The organism is Eilatimonas milleporae, assembly GCF_003688555.1.
GTDB classification, from domain to species: Bacteria; Pseudomonadota; Alphaproteobacteria; order Sphingomonadales; family Kordiimonadaceae; genus Eilatimonas; species Eilatimonas milleporae.
The window spans coordinates 22966-37440 of record NZ_REFR01000016.1 but is presented as its reverse complement, the minus strand read 5'-3'; the positions used below and the strand labels follow the sequence as shown (position 1 = coordinate 37440).

Genomic DNA, 14475 nt, shown 5'->3' with positions numbered 1-14475 from the left:
CAGCGCCTAGGAGGCAGCCCTGAGCATGGTTTTGACACCGGGTGCCCGGTCAAGGCTCTTGATCAGCACGGCGGCTTTTTCAGGCTCGACAAAAGCCAAGCCAACCCGGTCATCCTGTGCCCAGATCACCCGGCATCTCATATCCAGCCCCGCCAGCGTCAGGTCTGCAAGGGTATCGGTCATGGGCGCAGATGCCCCTTTGTGAACCACCTGCAGACCGGTTTCCGAATAATCTACCAGCATGCCATTCACCTCACTCCCGTCATCAAAGAGAAGCACGATAGGTGGTTTGGGAGCATGTATCTCCTCGCGAACTGTGCGGCGTCTTTCGGCACGGCGCCTGTTTTCATCGATCACTGTGGTCAAACGGTCTTTCAGGCCGACAAGACTGCTTTCAATCTGATCAGTGATGCCGCCAAGTTCCTCGCCAATATCGCTGAGACTGCCTGTCTCCATCGCAATCGTGGAAATCTGACTTGAAACGTCATCCACACTGGATGACGCGGACTGAACGGCACGCGCGATCTCCTCCGTCGTTGCCGATTGCTGAACCACGGCGGCCGAGACAGCGCTGCTGCGTTCGCTCACTTGTGCCATACGTCCGGCAATCTGCTCAATCTCGCTGACGGAACGGGCCACTTCCTGCTGCATCTGCTCGACAAACTGCTGAATTTCGCCGGATGACCGGCCTGTCTGATTCGCAAGCGATTTGACCTCCGATGCGACCACGGCAAAACCTTTACCGGCATCGCCGGCGCGGGCGGCCTCAATCGTCGCATTCAGGGCAAGAAGATTGGTCTGTTCGGCAATATCGCCAATGATTGTAATGACCCCTGAAATCCGGCGGGCCGCATCTGTCAGACCGGAAAGAGAGTTTCGCACCTCATCCGCCTCGGCGCTGGTTTTTTCGACCAAAGCCTGGGTCCCTTCCACCTGCGTGGTGATTTCTCCGATCGATGCATTGAGTTCTTCGGCCGCAGATGCGACCGACTGGGAATTCTGCGCCGCCGAACCTGACGCGTTGCGGGCTGATTCCACTTCCTTATTCACCTTACCCGTCAACCGGACTAGACTTTCCCCGCTTTCCGCGGCCTTCTTGGAGATCTGGAAAACCTCTTCGATCATGGCGGTCAACTCGGTTTCGACGACATCCGCCATTTCCGTCAAACCGGCCGAGACCGCTTTTTGCTGTTCCGCAGCAGCTTTCTGGGAATCGATACGTTGCTGCAACGCGTGTTGCCGTTCATTCTCAAGACGCTGGCGCTCCTGCTCTTGCGCCTTATGCGCTTCCTCCTGCTGCTTCAGCCGCAATTCTTCCATCTTTTCCAGATTCAGCCGGAATGCATGGAGATTGCGCGCGAAAGACCCGATTTCACTTCGGTAGGTCTGATAGGGAATATCCGTATCAAACTCTCCCTTTGATACCTTGTTGGTCGCGGCGATGAGATCGTGAATAGGCCGCCGGATACTCTCACTGAACATCATGGCAATGCCGAGCAACAGGATGACGACAAGCGCGTCGAGCAAAAATGTCATCAAAAGCTGGCTGCGGGCATCGGCCAGGCGCCCGCCGGCCCTCACTTTCAATTGCGAGGACAGGTCCTTTTCCAGAAGATACAACCTATCGATCCGGTCGCTGCTGGCCTTGAACCACTGTGCCCCGGTCACGCCCTGCGTGTCGCCGGTTTCAAAACTGGTCAGCGCAATATCGCGCAACCTATCCACGGCTTTCGACTCCGCGCCGGTCAGGATTGCATCCAGCCGCTCCAGGGCGGACGGGCGGGCAAGGGCCCGGAAAGAGTGGAAAAAAGCCTCCTGCTGGGCGATCAGCCGACGGAAATTCTCTCCAATCGCGGGGGCGAATTGCCCCACGCCAAAACCGTTTGCCCCCATGGCCCGTTCAAGGCCGGCCCGTTCCTTTGCTTCCAGCAGTCCAAGAAGCGCGCTGCCTGAAACGGCAACGGTGCTGTCGGTGCTGGATGCCGTTACATCCGCGAACAGGCTGAGCAGCTGTGCGATAACCCCTGTATAATAGGACGACATGCCGGCGACCGTGATCTCCTCAGTCTCGACGGCGCGGCGTTTTGCGGACAAATCGGCAAGAAGGCGTTCAATATCATCTATCTTGGTCGGAAACAGGCTGCGCACTGTCTCTTGCGACAATGTTTCCTGAAATGCTGACAGTTTGCGGTCGGTATCGCTGCGCTGGCTCCTCAGGCGCGTGGCAAAGACGCCGACACCCCCGGCACCGATGAACCCTGCACTGGTACCGCGTTCTTTTTGCAACTCATGGACCAGGGCGCTTGCAGCATCCGCCAGCATCACACCGTCAAGCGTGCGACTGGCATCCGAACTATCCTGCTGTGCCCTCAGGATGGTTGGCAGGCTCAACAGCAAAACGCTTGCCAGCGAGACAGCAACGATAACGAGCAAACGGCTGCGGATAGACAATGCATTCAAAGCGCTGATCACGAAGGCTTTCCTCAAGATTCACGGAAGGTTACGACCATTGTAACCAAAGTTTCTCCCCTGGACAGGACTCATCCTCTTGAACACCCATGACTTGTGCACACTGCAATATATCGACCTGTAACGACCATTTTAAAGTGGCACTTTATGCCCCCTTGTGAAGGGGCCCGTCACGATCGGGAAGACACGGACACCCAGGACCGGATTACTCGGCTGAAATATGATACGCAGCGGATATACGGTCCTTGGTCCGACTCAGAGCCAGGCTGCACGAACCGAGGACGATCAAGGAACAGCGGGATACACGGCCCCATGGATAAGAATGCGGCAACAATATCGGAAGACCTAGACCAGGCACATAGTGCACTCACCGCTGCGGGAGTTGCCGGCACCTGGGTCGGTGCCGATGATGTCGAGGCCCTTGGCAACCGGAAGGGTGCTTATATCCTGGCACTCAGGCTTGCGGCCATTGCCCGTGTGGCTGTGCCCGGTCGTGATACGATATCCTTTAAGCCTGCCTGGTATTTCTACGCAGGCAGTGCGAGGGGCAGTGGTGGCATACGCGCGCGGCTTAAACGTCATTTCAGACACCGAAAAAAAATCCACTGGCATATCGACCGGTTGACCGTAAATGCATCGCTGATGGCAGGCTTCGCGGTAACGAACGGGCGGGAATGCGACCTTGTGGGCCATCTTCTGGCATCACAGCGGTTCACAATTGCCGCAAAAGGGTTCGGCAATACGGACTGCACTGTCTGCCACAGTCATCTGTTAAGGCGCATGTAATGGCCAAGGTATGACCCAAACACCCGCCATCGCAAAATGCGCGTAACCGAACAGAGAATGCTGTTGCTAGACCAAGCACCCCTGTTTCAGGGACGTAAGCAACCGCTCAACTTCAGAAGGAATGGTGCCCAGGAGAAGACTCGAACTTCCACGACCATACGGTCACTAGCACCTGAAGCTAGCGCGTCTACCAATTCCGCCACCTGGGCACCCTGGAAAAGGTGCGAAGCGTATAGAGGCTTCCGCCCGGCCCTGTCAAGCACAGATCACAGATGGGGGAAAAGCATGCGCGTAGACGGGCTTCGCATTGCGGCGGATAGTTGGATATGGCCGGCCGGCGGCCTTTCATGATAGCGTCCATTCACGACATTGCGCTTGCGCGTAACGGTCCCTATGATGCGCGCGCCCTCCGGCTGAAAAGCTGGCGTTTACGAGCTTCCGCCAAGACTGGCGGAGTGTATGGAATACGGATTGCCATGGGAGTTAAAGGTCAATGGCTGGAAAACTTGTCACGATTTTTGGCGGGTCGGGTTTTATCGGCCGGTATGTGGTCCAGCGGCTGGCCGCACGGGGCGACCGGGTGCGGGTGGCGGTGCGCCGCCCCAATGAAGCCCTGTTTCTGAAACCCCTGGGCGATGTCGGACAGGTCAAGCCCGTTGCCTGCAATATCCGCAATGCCGACAGTGTCGCGCAGGCGGTGGCAGGCGCCGATGCGGTAATCAACCTGGTCGGCGTTCTGCACAACAGCGGCAAGCAGACCTTTGATGCGCTTCATGCCGTGGCACCGGGTGTCATCGCGGCAGCTGCGCAAGACGCGGGCGCCACGACGCTGACCCATGTGTCTGCAATCGGCGCCAGTGCTGAATCCGCCGCTGCTTACGCCCAGACCAAAGCGCAAGGGGAAACAGCCCTTAGGGACGGTTTTTCACAGGCGACGATTTTGCGGCCCAGCCTAGTCATCGGGCCCGAGGATGGTTTCTTCAACAGATTCGCCAAGCTGGCGAAAATGCTACCCATTTTGATGGTGCCCGGCACAGAGACACGGTTTCAGCCTGTATGCGTCACCGATGTGGCTGATGCGGTTGTCAGGGCCGTGGACGGGGGTAAGGGCGTTGCCGGTCAGACCTTCGAGCTTGGCGGTCCGCAGATTTATACATTCCGGCAGATGTTGAAACTGATGATGGATCACATGGGTGTTCACCGTCCCATCGTCCGTATGCCATCGGGACTGGCCAGCCTGTCGGGCATGATGATGGGCCTGTTGCCCAATCCGCAGCTGACATTGGACCAAGTGCGTCAGTTACAGACGGACAATATCGTCTCCGACGGTGCCAAAACATTCAAACACCTCGGCATTACACCGGACCCTATTTCGTCGCTGTTGCCGAAATATATGGTGCAGTACCGGCCGAAAGGTCAATTTTCCAAGATCTGATCGCCAAAACCGATTTCATGGACTGCCCGTTTACGAACTACCAGTCCAGAAAAATATGATCAGCACAAGACCCAGGGCGATCCTGTACAAGACAAAGGGCGTCATGCCGGCATGGGACAGCCAGCGCATTAAACCGTGGATGGCCCCCAGCGCGGCCAGAAAGGACAGTCCCGCACCAGTCAGGGCGTCCCGCCACAGCATGGTGTCTTCGCTTGCGGCGATCTCGGCCCCGGCCAGGGTCCCGGCTGCGATCAGCGTGGGGATGGCCAACAGCATGGAAAACCGTGCCGCTTCCTGCCGTCCAAACCCCAGGGCCAGCCCCGCCGTCATGGTGATACCCGCGCGGCTGGTACCGGGAATCAGTGCCAGAATCTGTGCCAGACCGATCAGAAGCGCCGGCTTCAGTGCCATGGCATCCAGGGCTTTGACGCGTGGTCCGTACCGATCCGCAAGCCACAGCAGCACACCGAACAGTATGGACGTGCCGGCAATGATCTGCGGTGACCGCAAAACTGCGTGCAGGCCGCTTGCCGACAACCAGAAACCGGCAATGACAACGGGCAGAGTGGCAATGACCAGTGCCCAGAACAACTTGCCGTAAACACTGCCAGCCACGGCACGCCGCGCCGGCACGATGCCGATGCTGCCCAGTGCCGCCAGCAACAGACCGACAGTATCCTTGCGAAAATACACCAGAACGGCCAGCAGCGTACCCGTGTGCACCGCCACATCCATCAAAGGCCCCTGATCGGCCCAGCCGAAAAGAACCGGCACCAGCACCAGATGCGCGGATGAGCTTATGGGCAGGAATTCGGTGATTCCCTGCACAAGTGCCAGGACAAAAATCTGCAATGCAGACATGGGCGCGATTTCCTTCCCCAAGGTTTTACCGGGAGTGCGGCCAGGACTGTGCCAGCCTGCCGCAGTCTCTGATGTCAGAGTAACGGGCTTTTGACTGCATGGCAGCGATTTTCGGCGTTCGGGTCAGTCCCTCTTCACGATGACAAGTATCTCCGCAGCCAGACAGCAGATTATCCATCATGACTGAGATGGCATGAGAGTCTGCGGAAACTTTTCAGCATATTTGTCGCAAGCCGACCTGGCATGAATGACAGTTAATTAGTACCAAAATTGTACTATGTGACAGAAAATACTTAATGATTCAATGATACCCATAAAACTTCGACAAAAATTAGGACATACTTACTGACCTACAATGTATTTTTTGCGTGATTTTTATGGTTTACGACCATATAGTGCGTCATCCTACTTTTACAGGACAGCAATCTTTCCGACAGCCAAGTCAGTTGGCTGACCGGCATATGACCGGCCAGACGGTTTCCCGTCTGCGCAGGACCAGCGAAGTGAGACAGCGGATCGACGGGCAACAAAAGCCGGGTGCGTGCACAGGAGGACGAACATGGCTGAAGATCTGTTGAAATTCGTCTCGGTCGAGCAGGAGATGCCCGACAAGCGGACCGCCGATTTGCGAAGCGAGGATTTCGCGGAAATTTACGGACGGTATTCGCAGGCAGGGGCGACCGAACAGGCCAGCCGTTGCTCGCAGTGCGGCGTACCCTTTTGCCAGATCCACTGCCCGCTTGGCAATAATATCCCCGATTGGCTGAAACTGACGGCCGAGGGGCGTCTGCGCGAGGCCTATGAGGTATCGTCGGCAACCAACAACATGCCCGAAATATGCGGCCGTATCTGTCCACAGGACCGATTATGCGAAGGCAATTGTGTGATCGAGAAGGATTTCAATTCGGTGACAATCGGCGCGGTCGAGAAATACATTACCGATACCGCCTGGGACGAAGGCTGGATTGAACCCATTCAGCCGCGCGTGGAACACAGCCAGTCCGTGGGCATCATCGGTGCCGGCCCGGCCGGACTTGCCGCGGCAGAGGAATTGCGCAAGTCGGGATATCAGGTGCATGTCTATGACCGGCATGACCGTGCCGGTGGCCTGCTGATATACGGCATACCCGGTTTCAAGCTGGAAAAACCCGTTGTCAAACGCCGGACCGACCGTTTGAGCGCATCCGGCGTCCGGTTTCATATGAATTTCGAGGTCGGACGCGAAGCCAGCCTGGGCGATTTGCGGTCCCGTCATGACGCCCTGCTGGTCGCGACCGGCGTCTATCGTCCGCGCCCGCTCAAGGCACCCGGTGTGGGACTGACCGGAATCGAACCCGCGCTTGATTATCTGACGGCCTCCAACCGCAAGGGGCTGGGTGACACTGTACCGGCTTTTGACGACGGACGGCTGAACGCAGTTGGCAAGAACGTCGTTGTGATCGGCGGCGGCGATACGGCCATGGACTGTGTGCGCACTGCCGTGCGGCAGGGTGCAAAATCCGTCACCTGTCTGTACCGGCGGGACCGGGCCAATATGCCCGGCTCCATCCGCGAGGTGATGCACGCTGAAGAAGAGGGCGTGCGCTTTGAATGGCTGGCCGGCCCGGAAGCATTCCTGGGAGATGACAGGGTCACAGCCGTCAGGGCATATCGCATGCGCCTGGGGGCACCGGACCCGACCGGCCGCCAGGCACCGGAACCGGTGCCGGACAGCAGTTATGCCCTGCCATGCGACCTGGCCATCATGGCACTCGGCTTTGAACCGGAAGATCTGCCGGCCCTTTTTGCTGCGCCTGAATTACGGGTGACGCGCTGGGGAACGGTGATGGTGGATCATTCGACCATGATGACCAATCTGCCGGGCGTGTTTGCAGCCGGCGACATTGTGCGCGGGGCTTCGCTTGTGGTCTGGGCCATCCGTGACGGCCGCGACGCCGCCACCGCCATGAAAGCCTATCTGAAAGCCGAAGCAAGGGCCGCCGCCTGATGAAAAAGGAAACACCTCTGATGGATTGCCATGTGAAAGCCGTTCCCGGCCCGGTCGGTTTGTATGACCCCGCGGATGAGCATGATGCATGCGGCGTCGGCCTGATTGCCGCCACGGACGGGCGGGCAAGCCGAAATGTGGTTCTCAAGGGAATCGAGGCCCTGAAAGCCATCTGGCACCGCGGCGCGGTGGACGCCGACGGCAAGACCGGCGACGGTGCCGGCATCCATCTGGAAATTCCGCAGGCTTTTTTCAAGGAGCATGTGCGCGCAACCGGCCACGAGCCGACCGGCGGGCGGCTCGCCGTTGGCATGGTGTTCCTGCCGCGTGCTGATCTGGGCGCACAGGAAACCTGCCGCACTATTGTCGAGACGGAAATTCTGGCCTTCGGCTACACCATTTACGGCTGGCGGCAGGTGCCGGTCGATGTCAGCGTGATCGGCGATAAGGCGGAAGCGACCCGGCCGGAAATCGAACAGATCATGATCGCCAATACCAAGGGCGTGGACGACAATGCTTTCGAACGGGAGCTTTATATCATCCGCCGGCGCATCGAAAAGGCGGTGGTGGCGGCTCAGGTCCATGACTTTTACGTCTGTTCGCTGTCCTGCCGATCAATCATATACAAAGGGCTGTTTCTGGCCGAACAGCTCAGCATTTTTTATCCGGACCTTCAGGACGACCGTTTCGAATCCCGCTTTGCCATTTATCATCAGCGCTATTCCACCAATACATTCCCGCAGTGGTGGCTGGCCCAGCCGTTCCGGATGATCGCCCATAACGGCGAGATCAACACCATCCGGGGCAATGTGAACTGGATGAAAAGCCATCAGATCCGCATGGCATCCATTGCTTTTGGCGAACATCAGGAAGACATCAAACCGGTGGTGCCCAATGGAGCATCTGATTCCGCCGCCCTTGACTCGGTGTTTGAGGTCATGGTGCGGGCCGGGCGTTCGGCTCCCATGGTCAAGACCTTTCTCCTGCCGGAAGCCTGGTCAAAAAAATCCGCCATGCCGGAGGCACACCGTGCCATGTATGCCTACACCAATTCGGTTATGGAGCCATGGGACGGTCCGGCCGCCATTGCAGCGACCGACGGTCAGTGGGTGATCGCCGGCCTTGACCGTAACGGCCTGCGCCCCATGCGCTACACACTGACCACAGACGGCCTGCTGATCGTCGGGTCCGAGACGGGCATGGTCACCGTGGATGAGGAAACCGTGCGCGAGAAAGGCCGTCTGGGCCCCGGTCAGATCATCGCGCTCGACCTGCAGGAAGGGCGGTTTTATCACGACCGTGAAATCAAGGACCGCCTGGCGTCCAGCCAGCCCTTTGAAAACTGGATCAAGGATATCAAGGCCATTGACGACCTGCCTGGATACCGCGGTCAGGAAAAAGCCGTCTATGCCGGGGATGATTTGAAAACCCGGCAAATGGTGGCCGGTATCACATTGGAAGACCTGGAATTACTGCTCCACCCCCAGGTGATGACAGCCAAGGAAGCTATCGGCTCCATGGGAGACGACACACCGCTTGCCGTTCTGTCCAGCCACTACCGCAATCTGGCACATTATTTCCGGCAGAATTTCAGCCAGGTGACGAACCCCCCGATCGACAGCCTGCGCGAGCACCGGGTGATGAGCCTGAAAACCCGTTTCGGCAACTTCGCCAATGTGCTTGATGAAGGCCATACCCAGACCCATGCCCTCGTACTGGAAAGTCCTGTTATTACAAATCGCGAGTGGCAGGTGTTGATTGACCATTTCGGCTCTGCGGCCGAGGTCATCGATTGTACCTTCGATGTCAGGGGCGGTCCGAATGCCCTGAAGGAAGCCCTAGATCGTATCCGCCGCGAGGCCGAGGACGCAGTGCGCGAAGGGCGCGGCCATCTGTTCCTGACGGATGAAAAAATCGGCCCCGACCGCGCGCCCGTGCCGATGATCCTGGCGACCGGCGGGGTGCACACTCATCTCCTGAAACGGGGCCTGCGGACCTTTACCAGCCTGAACGTCCGCGCCGCCGAATGTCTGGACACGCACTATTATGCCGTGCTGATCGGTGCAGGCGCCACCACGGTCAATGCCTATCTCACGCTGGATGCCATTGCCGAACGTCACGGTAAAGGCCTGTTCGGGGACCTCAGTTTCGACGACTGCGCCAGCCGGGCATGCGAGGCAGTGGACCAGGGCCTGCTGAAGATTCTGTCCAAAATGGGTATTTCCATTATCTCCAGTTATCGCGGTGGCAACAATTTCGAGGCACTCGGCCTGTCCCGCGCGCTGGTGGCTGAATTCTTCCCCGGTATGCCGACGAAAATTTCCGGCATCGGCCTTGCCGGTGTACAGCAGAAGGTTCTGGAACAACACGCCAGGGCCTTTGATGAAGACGTGGTCAGCCTGCCCATCGGCGGATTGTACCGGTACCGGCGCGACGGTGAGGTCCACGCCCATGACGGTCAACTGATTCATCTGCTGCAATCCGCCGTGACAGAAGACAATTATGCCAAATACCTGACCTATTCGAAGGGTATCCGTAATCTGCCCCCGGTGAATTTGCGGGACCTTCTGGATTTCCGCAGCCATGCCGACTCCACTGTGCTGGAGTCGGTTGAATCGATCACCGAAATCCGCAAGCGCTTCGTCACGCCGGGCATGTCGCTGGGCGCCCTGTCACCCGAGGCCCATGAAACACTGGCCATCGCCATGAACCGGATTGGCGCCAAATCCGTGTCCGGCGAAGGCGGTGAGGATCCGCGCCGTTATGTGCCCTATGACAACGGCGACAACGCGAACAGCCCGATCAAACAGGTAGCCTCGGGCCGTTTCGGCGTGACGGCTGAATATCTGAATGCCTGTGAGGAGATCGAGATCAAGATCGCCCAGGGCGCCAAGCCCGGCGAAGGCGGTCAGCTGCCGGGGTTCAAGGTCACGGACATGATTGCCCGTCTCAGACATTCCACACCGGGGGTCACACTGATATCGCCGCCGCCGCATCACGATATCTACTCAATCGAGGATCTGGCGCAGCTGATCTACGACCTGAAACAGATCAATCCCGATGCAAAAGTATGCGTCAAACTTGTGTCCTCTGCCGGGATCGGCACCATCGCCGCCGGCGTGGCCAAGGCACATGCCGATGTGATCCTAGTGTCCGGACACTCCGGCGGAACCGGTGCCAGCCCACAAACCTCGATCAAATATGCCGGAACCCCATGGGAAATCGGCCTGGCGGAAGTCAATCAGGTGCTGACGCTGAACGGTCTCAGACACCGGGTCACACTGCGCACGGACGGCGGCATCCGCACCGGGCGTGACGTGGTGATCGCCGCCATGCTGGGGGCCGAGGAATTCGGTGTCGGTACCGCATCGCTGGTGGCCATGGGCTGTATCATGGTGCGCCAGTGCCATTCCAACACCTGCCCCGTCGGTGTCTGCACCCAGGATGAAAAGCTGCGCGCCAAGTTCACCGGTACAGCGGACAAGGTGGTCAATCTTTTCAGCTTTATCGCCGAAGAGGTTCGGGAAATCCTGGCCCATCTGGGTGTCGGCCGCCTGGAGGAGCTGATCGGGCGTGCCGATCTGCTCCATCAGGTCAGCCGTGGGGCCGCCCATCTGGATGACCTTGACCTGAACCCGCTTCTGGTGCAGGTCAGCGGGCCCCATCGCCGGACCCACTGCACACTCGAAGGCCGTAACGAGGTCCCTGACAGCCTTGACGCGCAGATGCTGGAAGATGCCAGCGCGGTGTTCAGCCGCGGCGAAAAAATGCAGCTGACCTATTCCGTCCAGAATACACAGCGCGCTGTCGGCACCCGCTTTTCAAGCGCCCTTGTCCGCCGTTTCGGTCTAAAGGGCTTGAAGGCCGATCATGTGACCGTGCGCCTCCGGGGATCCGCCGGACAGTCACTGGGTGCTTTCGCGGTGCAGGGTCTAAAGATCGACGTGTCCGGGGATGCCAATGATTATGTCGGCAAGGGATTGTCCGGTGGTACCATCGTGGTGCGGCCGCCGACACGCTCGCCCATCACCGCCAAGGACAACACCATCATCGGCAACACGGTGCTGTACGGCGCCACGGGAGGCCGTCTGTTCGCGGCAGGCCAGGCGGGCGAACGCTTTGCCGTGCGCAATTCCGGGGCTGACGTGGTTATCGAGGGCGCCGGCGCCAATGCCTGCGAATATATGACCGGAGGCACCGCCGTTATTCTGGGCGCTGTCGGGGATAATTTCGCTGCCGGCATGACCGGTGGCATGGCGTTTGTTCTGGATGAAGCAGGCGACTTCGCCGCCCACGTCAATGCCGACACCGTGATTTTCGAACGTCTGGCCAGTGCGCACTGGGAAGCTGTCCTGTACAGCATGATCGAAACACATGTGTCGGAAACGGGATCGCGCTGGGGGCAGACCATTTTGTCCAACTGGCCTGCAAAACGCGATCTCTTCTGGCAGGTCGTGCCGAAGGAGATGCTGGCCCATCTGGAACGGCCCCTCAGCGATAGCGGACCGGAGTTGCCGGAACGTGAGATTGCCTAGGCCGTATTTTACCGCGTTTTCACACCAATCCCCCGCTGGCGGGGGATTGGTAACTGCGCTAAAAGCGGACTATGGCAACGCTTTATCATCATTGGCTCAGTCCGGCGGCCCGATTCGTTCGGGTTCTCGTCATGGAGAAGCGTCTGGACGTCACCCTTCGGCTTGAAAAGGAATGGGAACGGCGCCAGGCCTTTCTTGCCCTCAATCCGGCCGGGGAAGTGCCGGTACTGGTCATGGACGACGGGTCCGCCTATTCCGGTGCGCTGGCCATTGCCGAATATCTGGAAGATACCATCGCCGAGCCGGCCCTGATGCCGGAAAACCCCGACGGACGCTACGAGGTCAGGCGTCTTCTCGGCTGGTTCCATACCAAGTTGGGGACGGAAGTGACGCGCCTTATCGTCAGTGAAAAACTGTTCAAGCGCTTTCTCGGCATGGGGGAACCTGATTCCGACTCCGTGCGTTGCGCCGCGCAGAATCTGAAAACCCATTTGCGCTACATCGGCCACCTGGCAAGCCGCCGGCATTATCTGGCCGGACCCGTCTTCACCATGGCGGACGCGGCTGCCGCGGCACATATCTCCGTTGCCGACTATTTCGGCGATATCGCCTGGGATGCATGGCCCGACGCGAAAGACTGGTACATGCGGGTCAAGTCCCGCCGGTCGATCCGCGCCCTGCTCGCGGATCGCATACCCGGCTTAGTACCCCCGCCACACTATGGCGACCCGGATTTCTAACGCCATGTCGCACGCGGCAGCACCCGAGCAGACCCACATGCCCCAGGCCGTCCACATCCGCCATAAGGCGCTGGCTCTTGGCTTTGACGATGTGGGGATTACACGACCGGACGCCATCTCCCATGCGGCAGAAGGGTTGGACGCTTTCCTCGCCGACGGCCATCACGGCAGCATGGAATGGATGGAAGCCCGCGCCGACCAGCGGGCCAATCCGACCGTTCTGTGGCCGGACGCACGATCCGTGATCGTCGTGGCCATGAATTACGGGCCGGATACAGACCCGCGCACTTTGTTGACGGAAAAGGATCATGCCGTCATTTCCGTCTATGCCCGCGGCAAGGATTATCACGATGTGCTCAAAAAGCGGCTGAAGGCCCTTGGCCGCTGGATGGCGGCGGAGTTCGGCTGCGCGCTGAAGGTTTTTGTCGATACTGCGCCTGTGATGGAAAAACCGCTGGCAGCCGCTGCCGGGCTGGGCTGGCAGGGCAAACACACCAATCTGGTATCGCGTTCCTATGGCAGCTGGCTGTTTCTGGGGGTGATCTATACCGATATGCCGCTGACCGGCGACACGCCGCATGCCGACCGCTGCGGCGCGTGCCGGGCCTGTCTCGACTCCTGCCCGACCAAGGCCTTTCCCGCGCCTTACAGGCTGGATGCCCGGCGCTGTATCTCCTATCTGACGATTGAACATAAAGGACCGATACCCCTGGAATTCCGCAAGGCCATGGGGAATCGCATCTATGGCTGCGATGACTGCCTTGCCGCCTGTCCGTGGAACAAATTTGCCAGGACGGCAAACGAAGCGGCCTTTCACGCGCGGGTGGAGCTGGACGCCCCAAGGCTTGACAGTCTGATGATGCTGGACGATGCCGGGTTCCGGCAGGTTTTTTCCGGTAGCCCGATCAAACGGATCGGCCGCAACAGATTTGTCCGCAATGTTCTCATTGCCGTCGGTAACAGCGGTGATACATCTTTTTTGCCAAAACTGGAGCCACTGTTGACGGATGACGATCCGGTGGTACGGGAAACGGCCGTCTGGGCGCGTGATCAGTTACTGCAGACATGGTCGGAGGCGCAGAATAACGAGTCGGCGTGACGACGGCTTGGCACCACAATCGTCACGCCGGTCCGGTGTCTATGCCCTGTTGTCGAGTTGCGGCCGCACGGCGGCCAGCCCGTCCCGCGTGATACGGTAAGGTCCGCCGCCGCGGCTCGCAATCAGCCGCCGCCGTTTCAGTTTTCTGAACAGCGGAATGGACATATCGCTCAGCCGCCACCCCTCACGGGTCATGCAATGGGCGGAGATAATCTTCCGGCGTTCGTCCTTTTCAAGAACAATGTGACCACCCCGCGCAAGCGCGTGCAGGGCACGCTGCTCGCCCTTGGAAATATTCATTTTGGAAATCCTGTCCGGTCATGATGGGGAGAGTACGGGCCGGGACATCCATGATCGGATGACGCGAACCGTCATGACATACCCTGCCTGACCACACCTTTTCGATAAGGGGCGGGGGCAGTGTTTACCGGGACTCGGACAGTTTAAGAGACATCAACACTCCATCATCGGGCCACAATTTTAGAAAACGGCCCTCACGGTGTCAACAACGCGCAAACATAACCACGGCTGGTCTGGTCTCAGACTTGGGGTGAAATGGAAAC

Annotated in this window: 9 protein-coding genes and 1 tRNA gene; 6 read left to right on the top strand and 4 right to left on the bottom strand. The window is 58.9% G+C overall.

What is annotated here, in order from left to right; all coding sequences use genetic code 11:
* Positions 1-6 precede the first annotated feature (6 nt).
* Entirely contained in the window at positions 7-2472 is a 2466-nt protein-coding gene (locus BXY39_RS17690; RefSeq protein ID WP_121940238.1) for a nitrate- and nitrite sensing domain-containing protein, read from the bottom strand.
* A gap of 309 nt (positions 2473-2781) precedes the next feature.
* Here BXY39_RS17690 and BXY39_RS17685 point away from each other — a divergent pair, with 309 nt between their 5' ends.
* Positions 2782-3255, top strand: a complete 474-nt coding sequence (locus BXY39_RS17685; RefSeq protein ID WP_170163937.1) for a GIY-YIG nuclease family protein — start codon at positions 2782-2784, stop codon at positions 3253-3255.
* Between the two features lie 122 nt (positions 3256-3377).
* Here the strand turns inward: BXY39_RS17685 and BXY39_RS17680 are convergent.
* Positions 3378-3464, bottom strand: a tRNA-Leu gene (locus tag BXY39_RS17680).
* Positions 3465-3748: 284 nt separating this feature from the next.
* On the opposite strand from BXY39_RS17680, the gene BXY39_RS17675 reads away from it, so the two are divergent.
* A complete protein-coding gene (locus BXY39_RS17675) occupies positions 3749-4690 on the top strand; it encodes a complex I NDUFA9 subunit family protein (protein WP_121940236.1) in 942 nt (313 codons plus the stop codon).
* A gap of 30 nt (positions 4691-4720) precedes the next feature.
* On the opposite strand, the gene BXY39_RS17670 is transcribed toward BXY39_RS17675, so the two are convergent.
* Positions 4721-5551, bottom strand: a complete 831-nt coding sequence (locus BXY39_RS17670) for an undecaprenyl-diphosphate phosphatase (RefSeq protein ID WP_121940235.1) — start codon at positions 5549-5551, stop codon at positions 4721-4723.
* A 559-nt stretch (positions 5552-6110) separates the two neighbouring features.
* Here BXY39_RS17670 and BXY39_RS17665 point away from each other — a divergent pair.
* From BXY39_RS17665 to queG, 4 genes are all read left to right on the top strand, one after another.
* A complete protein-coding gene (locus BXY39_RS17665) occupies positions 6111-7538 on the top strand; it encodes an NAD(P)-dependent oxidoreductase (protein ID WP_121940234.1) in 1428 nt (475 codons plus the stop codon).
* Positions 7538-12073 carry a glutamate synthase large subunit gene (gene gltB, locus BXY39_RS17660; protein ID WP_245999447.1) on the top strand — a complete coding sequence of 1512 codons (4536 nt, stop codon included), beginning with the start codon at positions 7538-7540 and terminating at the stop codon, positions 12071-12073. The genes BXY39_RS17665 and gltB overlap by 1 nt, the downstream gene beginning before the upstream one ends.
* A gap of 71 nt (positions 12074-12144) precedes the next feature.
* Entirely contained in the window at positions 12145-12813 is a 669-nt protein-coding gene (locus BXY39_RS17655) for a glutathione S-transferase family protein (RefSeq protein ID WP_121940233.1), read from the top strand.
* Positions 12814-12817: 4 nt separating this feature from the next.
* Complete coding sequence (queG, locus tag BXY39_RS17650) at positions 12818-13912, top strand: tRNA epoxyqueuosine(34) reductase QueG (protein WP_245999437.1); 1095 nt, start codon at positions 12818-12820, stop codon at positions 13910-13912.
* Between the two features lie 39 nt (positions 13913-13951).
* Here the strand turns inward: queG and BXY39_RS17645 are convergent, their stop codons facing one another.
* Entirely contained in the window at positions 13952-14212 is a 261-nt protein-coding gene (locus BXY39_RS17645) for a YjhX family toxin (protein ID WP_121940231.1), read from the bottom strand.
* Between the last annotated feature and the right edge of the window lie 263 nt (positions 14213-14475).

Bases quoted from the DNA above. Each gene is read 5' to 3' on its own strand.
- BXY39_RS17675 (WP_121940236.1), top strand. From the start codon at position 3,749: ATGGCTGGAAAACTTGTCACGATTTTTGGCGGGTCGGGTTTTATCGGC.
- gltB (WP_245999447.1), top strand. From the start codon at position 7,538: ATGAAAAAGGAAACACCTCTGATGGATTGCCATGTGAAAGCCGTTCCC.
- BXY39_RS17670 (WP_121940235.1), bottom strand. From the start codon at position 5,551: ATGTCTGCATTGCAGATTTTTGTCCTGGCACTTGTGCAGGGAATCACC.
- BXY39_RS17685 (WP_170163937.1), top strand. From the start codon at position 2,782: ATGGATAAGAATGCGGCAACAATATCGGAAGACCTAGACCAGGCACAT.
- queG (WP_245999437.1), top strand. From the start codon at position 12,818: ATGTCGCACGCGGCAGCACCCGAGCAGACCCACATGCCCCAGGCCGTC.
- BXY39_RS17655 (WP_121940233.1), top strand. From the start codon at position 12,145: ATGGCAACGCTTTATCATCATTGGCTCAGTCCGGCGGCCCGATTCGTT.
- BXY39_RS17645 (WP_121940231.1), bottom strand. From the start codon at position 14,212: ATGAATATTTCCAAGGGCGAGCAGCGTGCCCTGCACGCGCTTGCGCGG.
- BXY39_RS17665 (WP_121940234.1), top strand. From the start codon at position 6,111: ATGGCTGAAGATCTGTTGAAATTCGTCTCGGTCGAGCAGGAGATGCCC.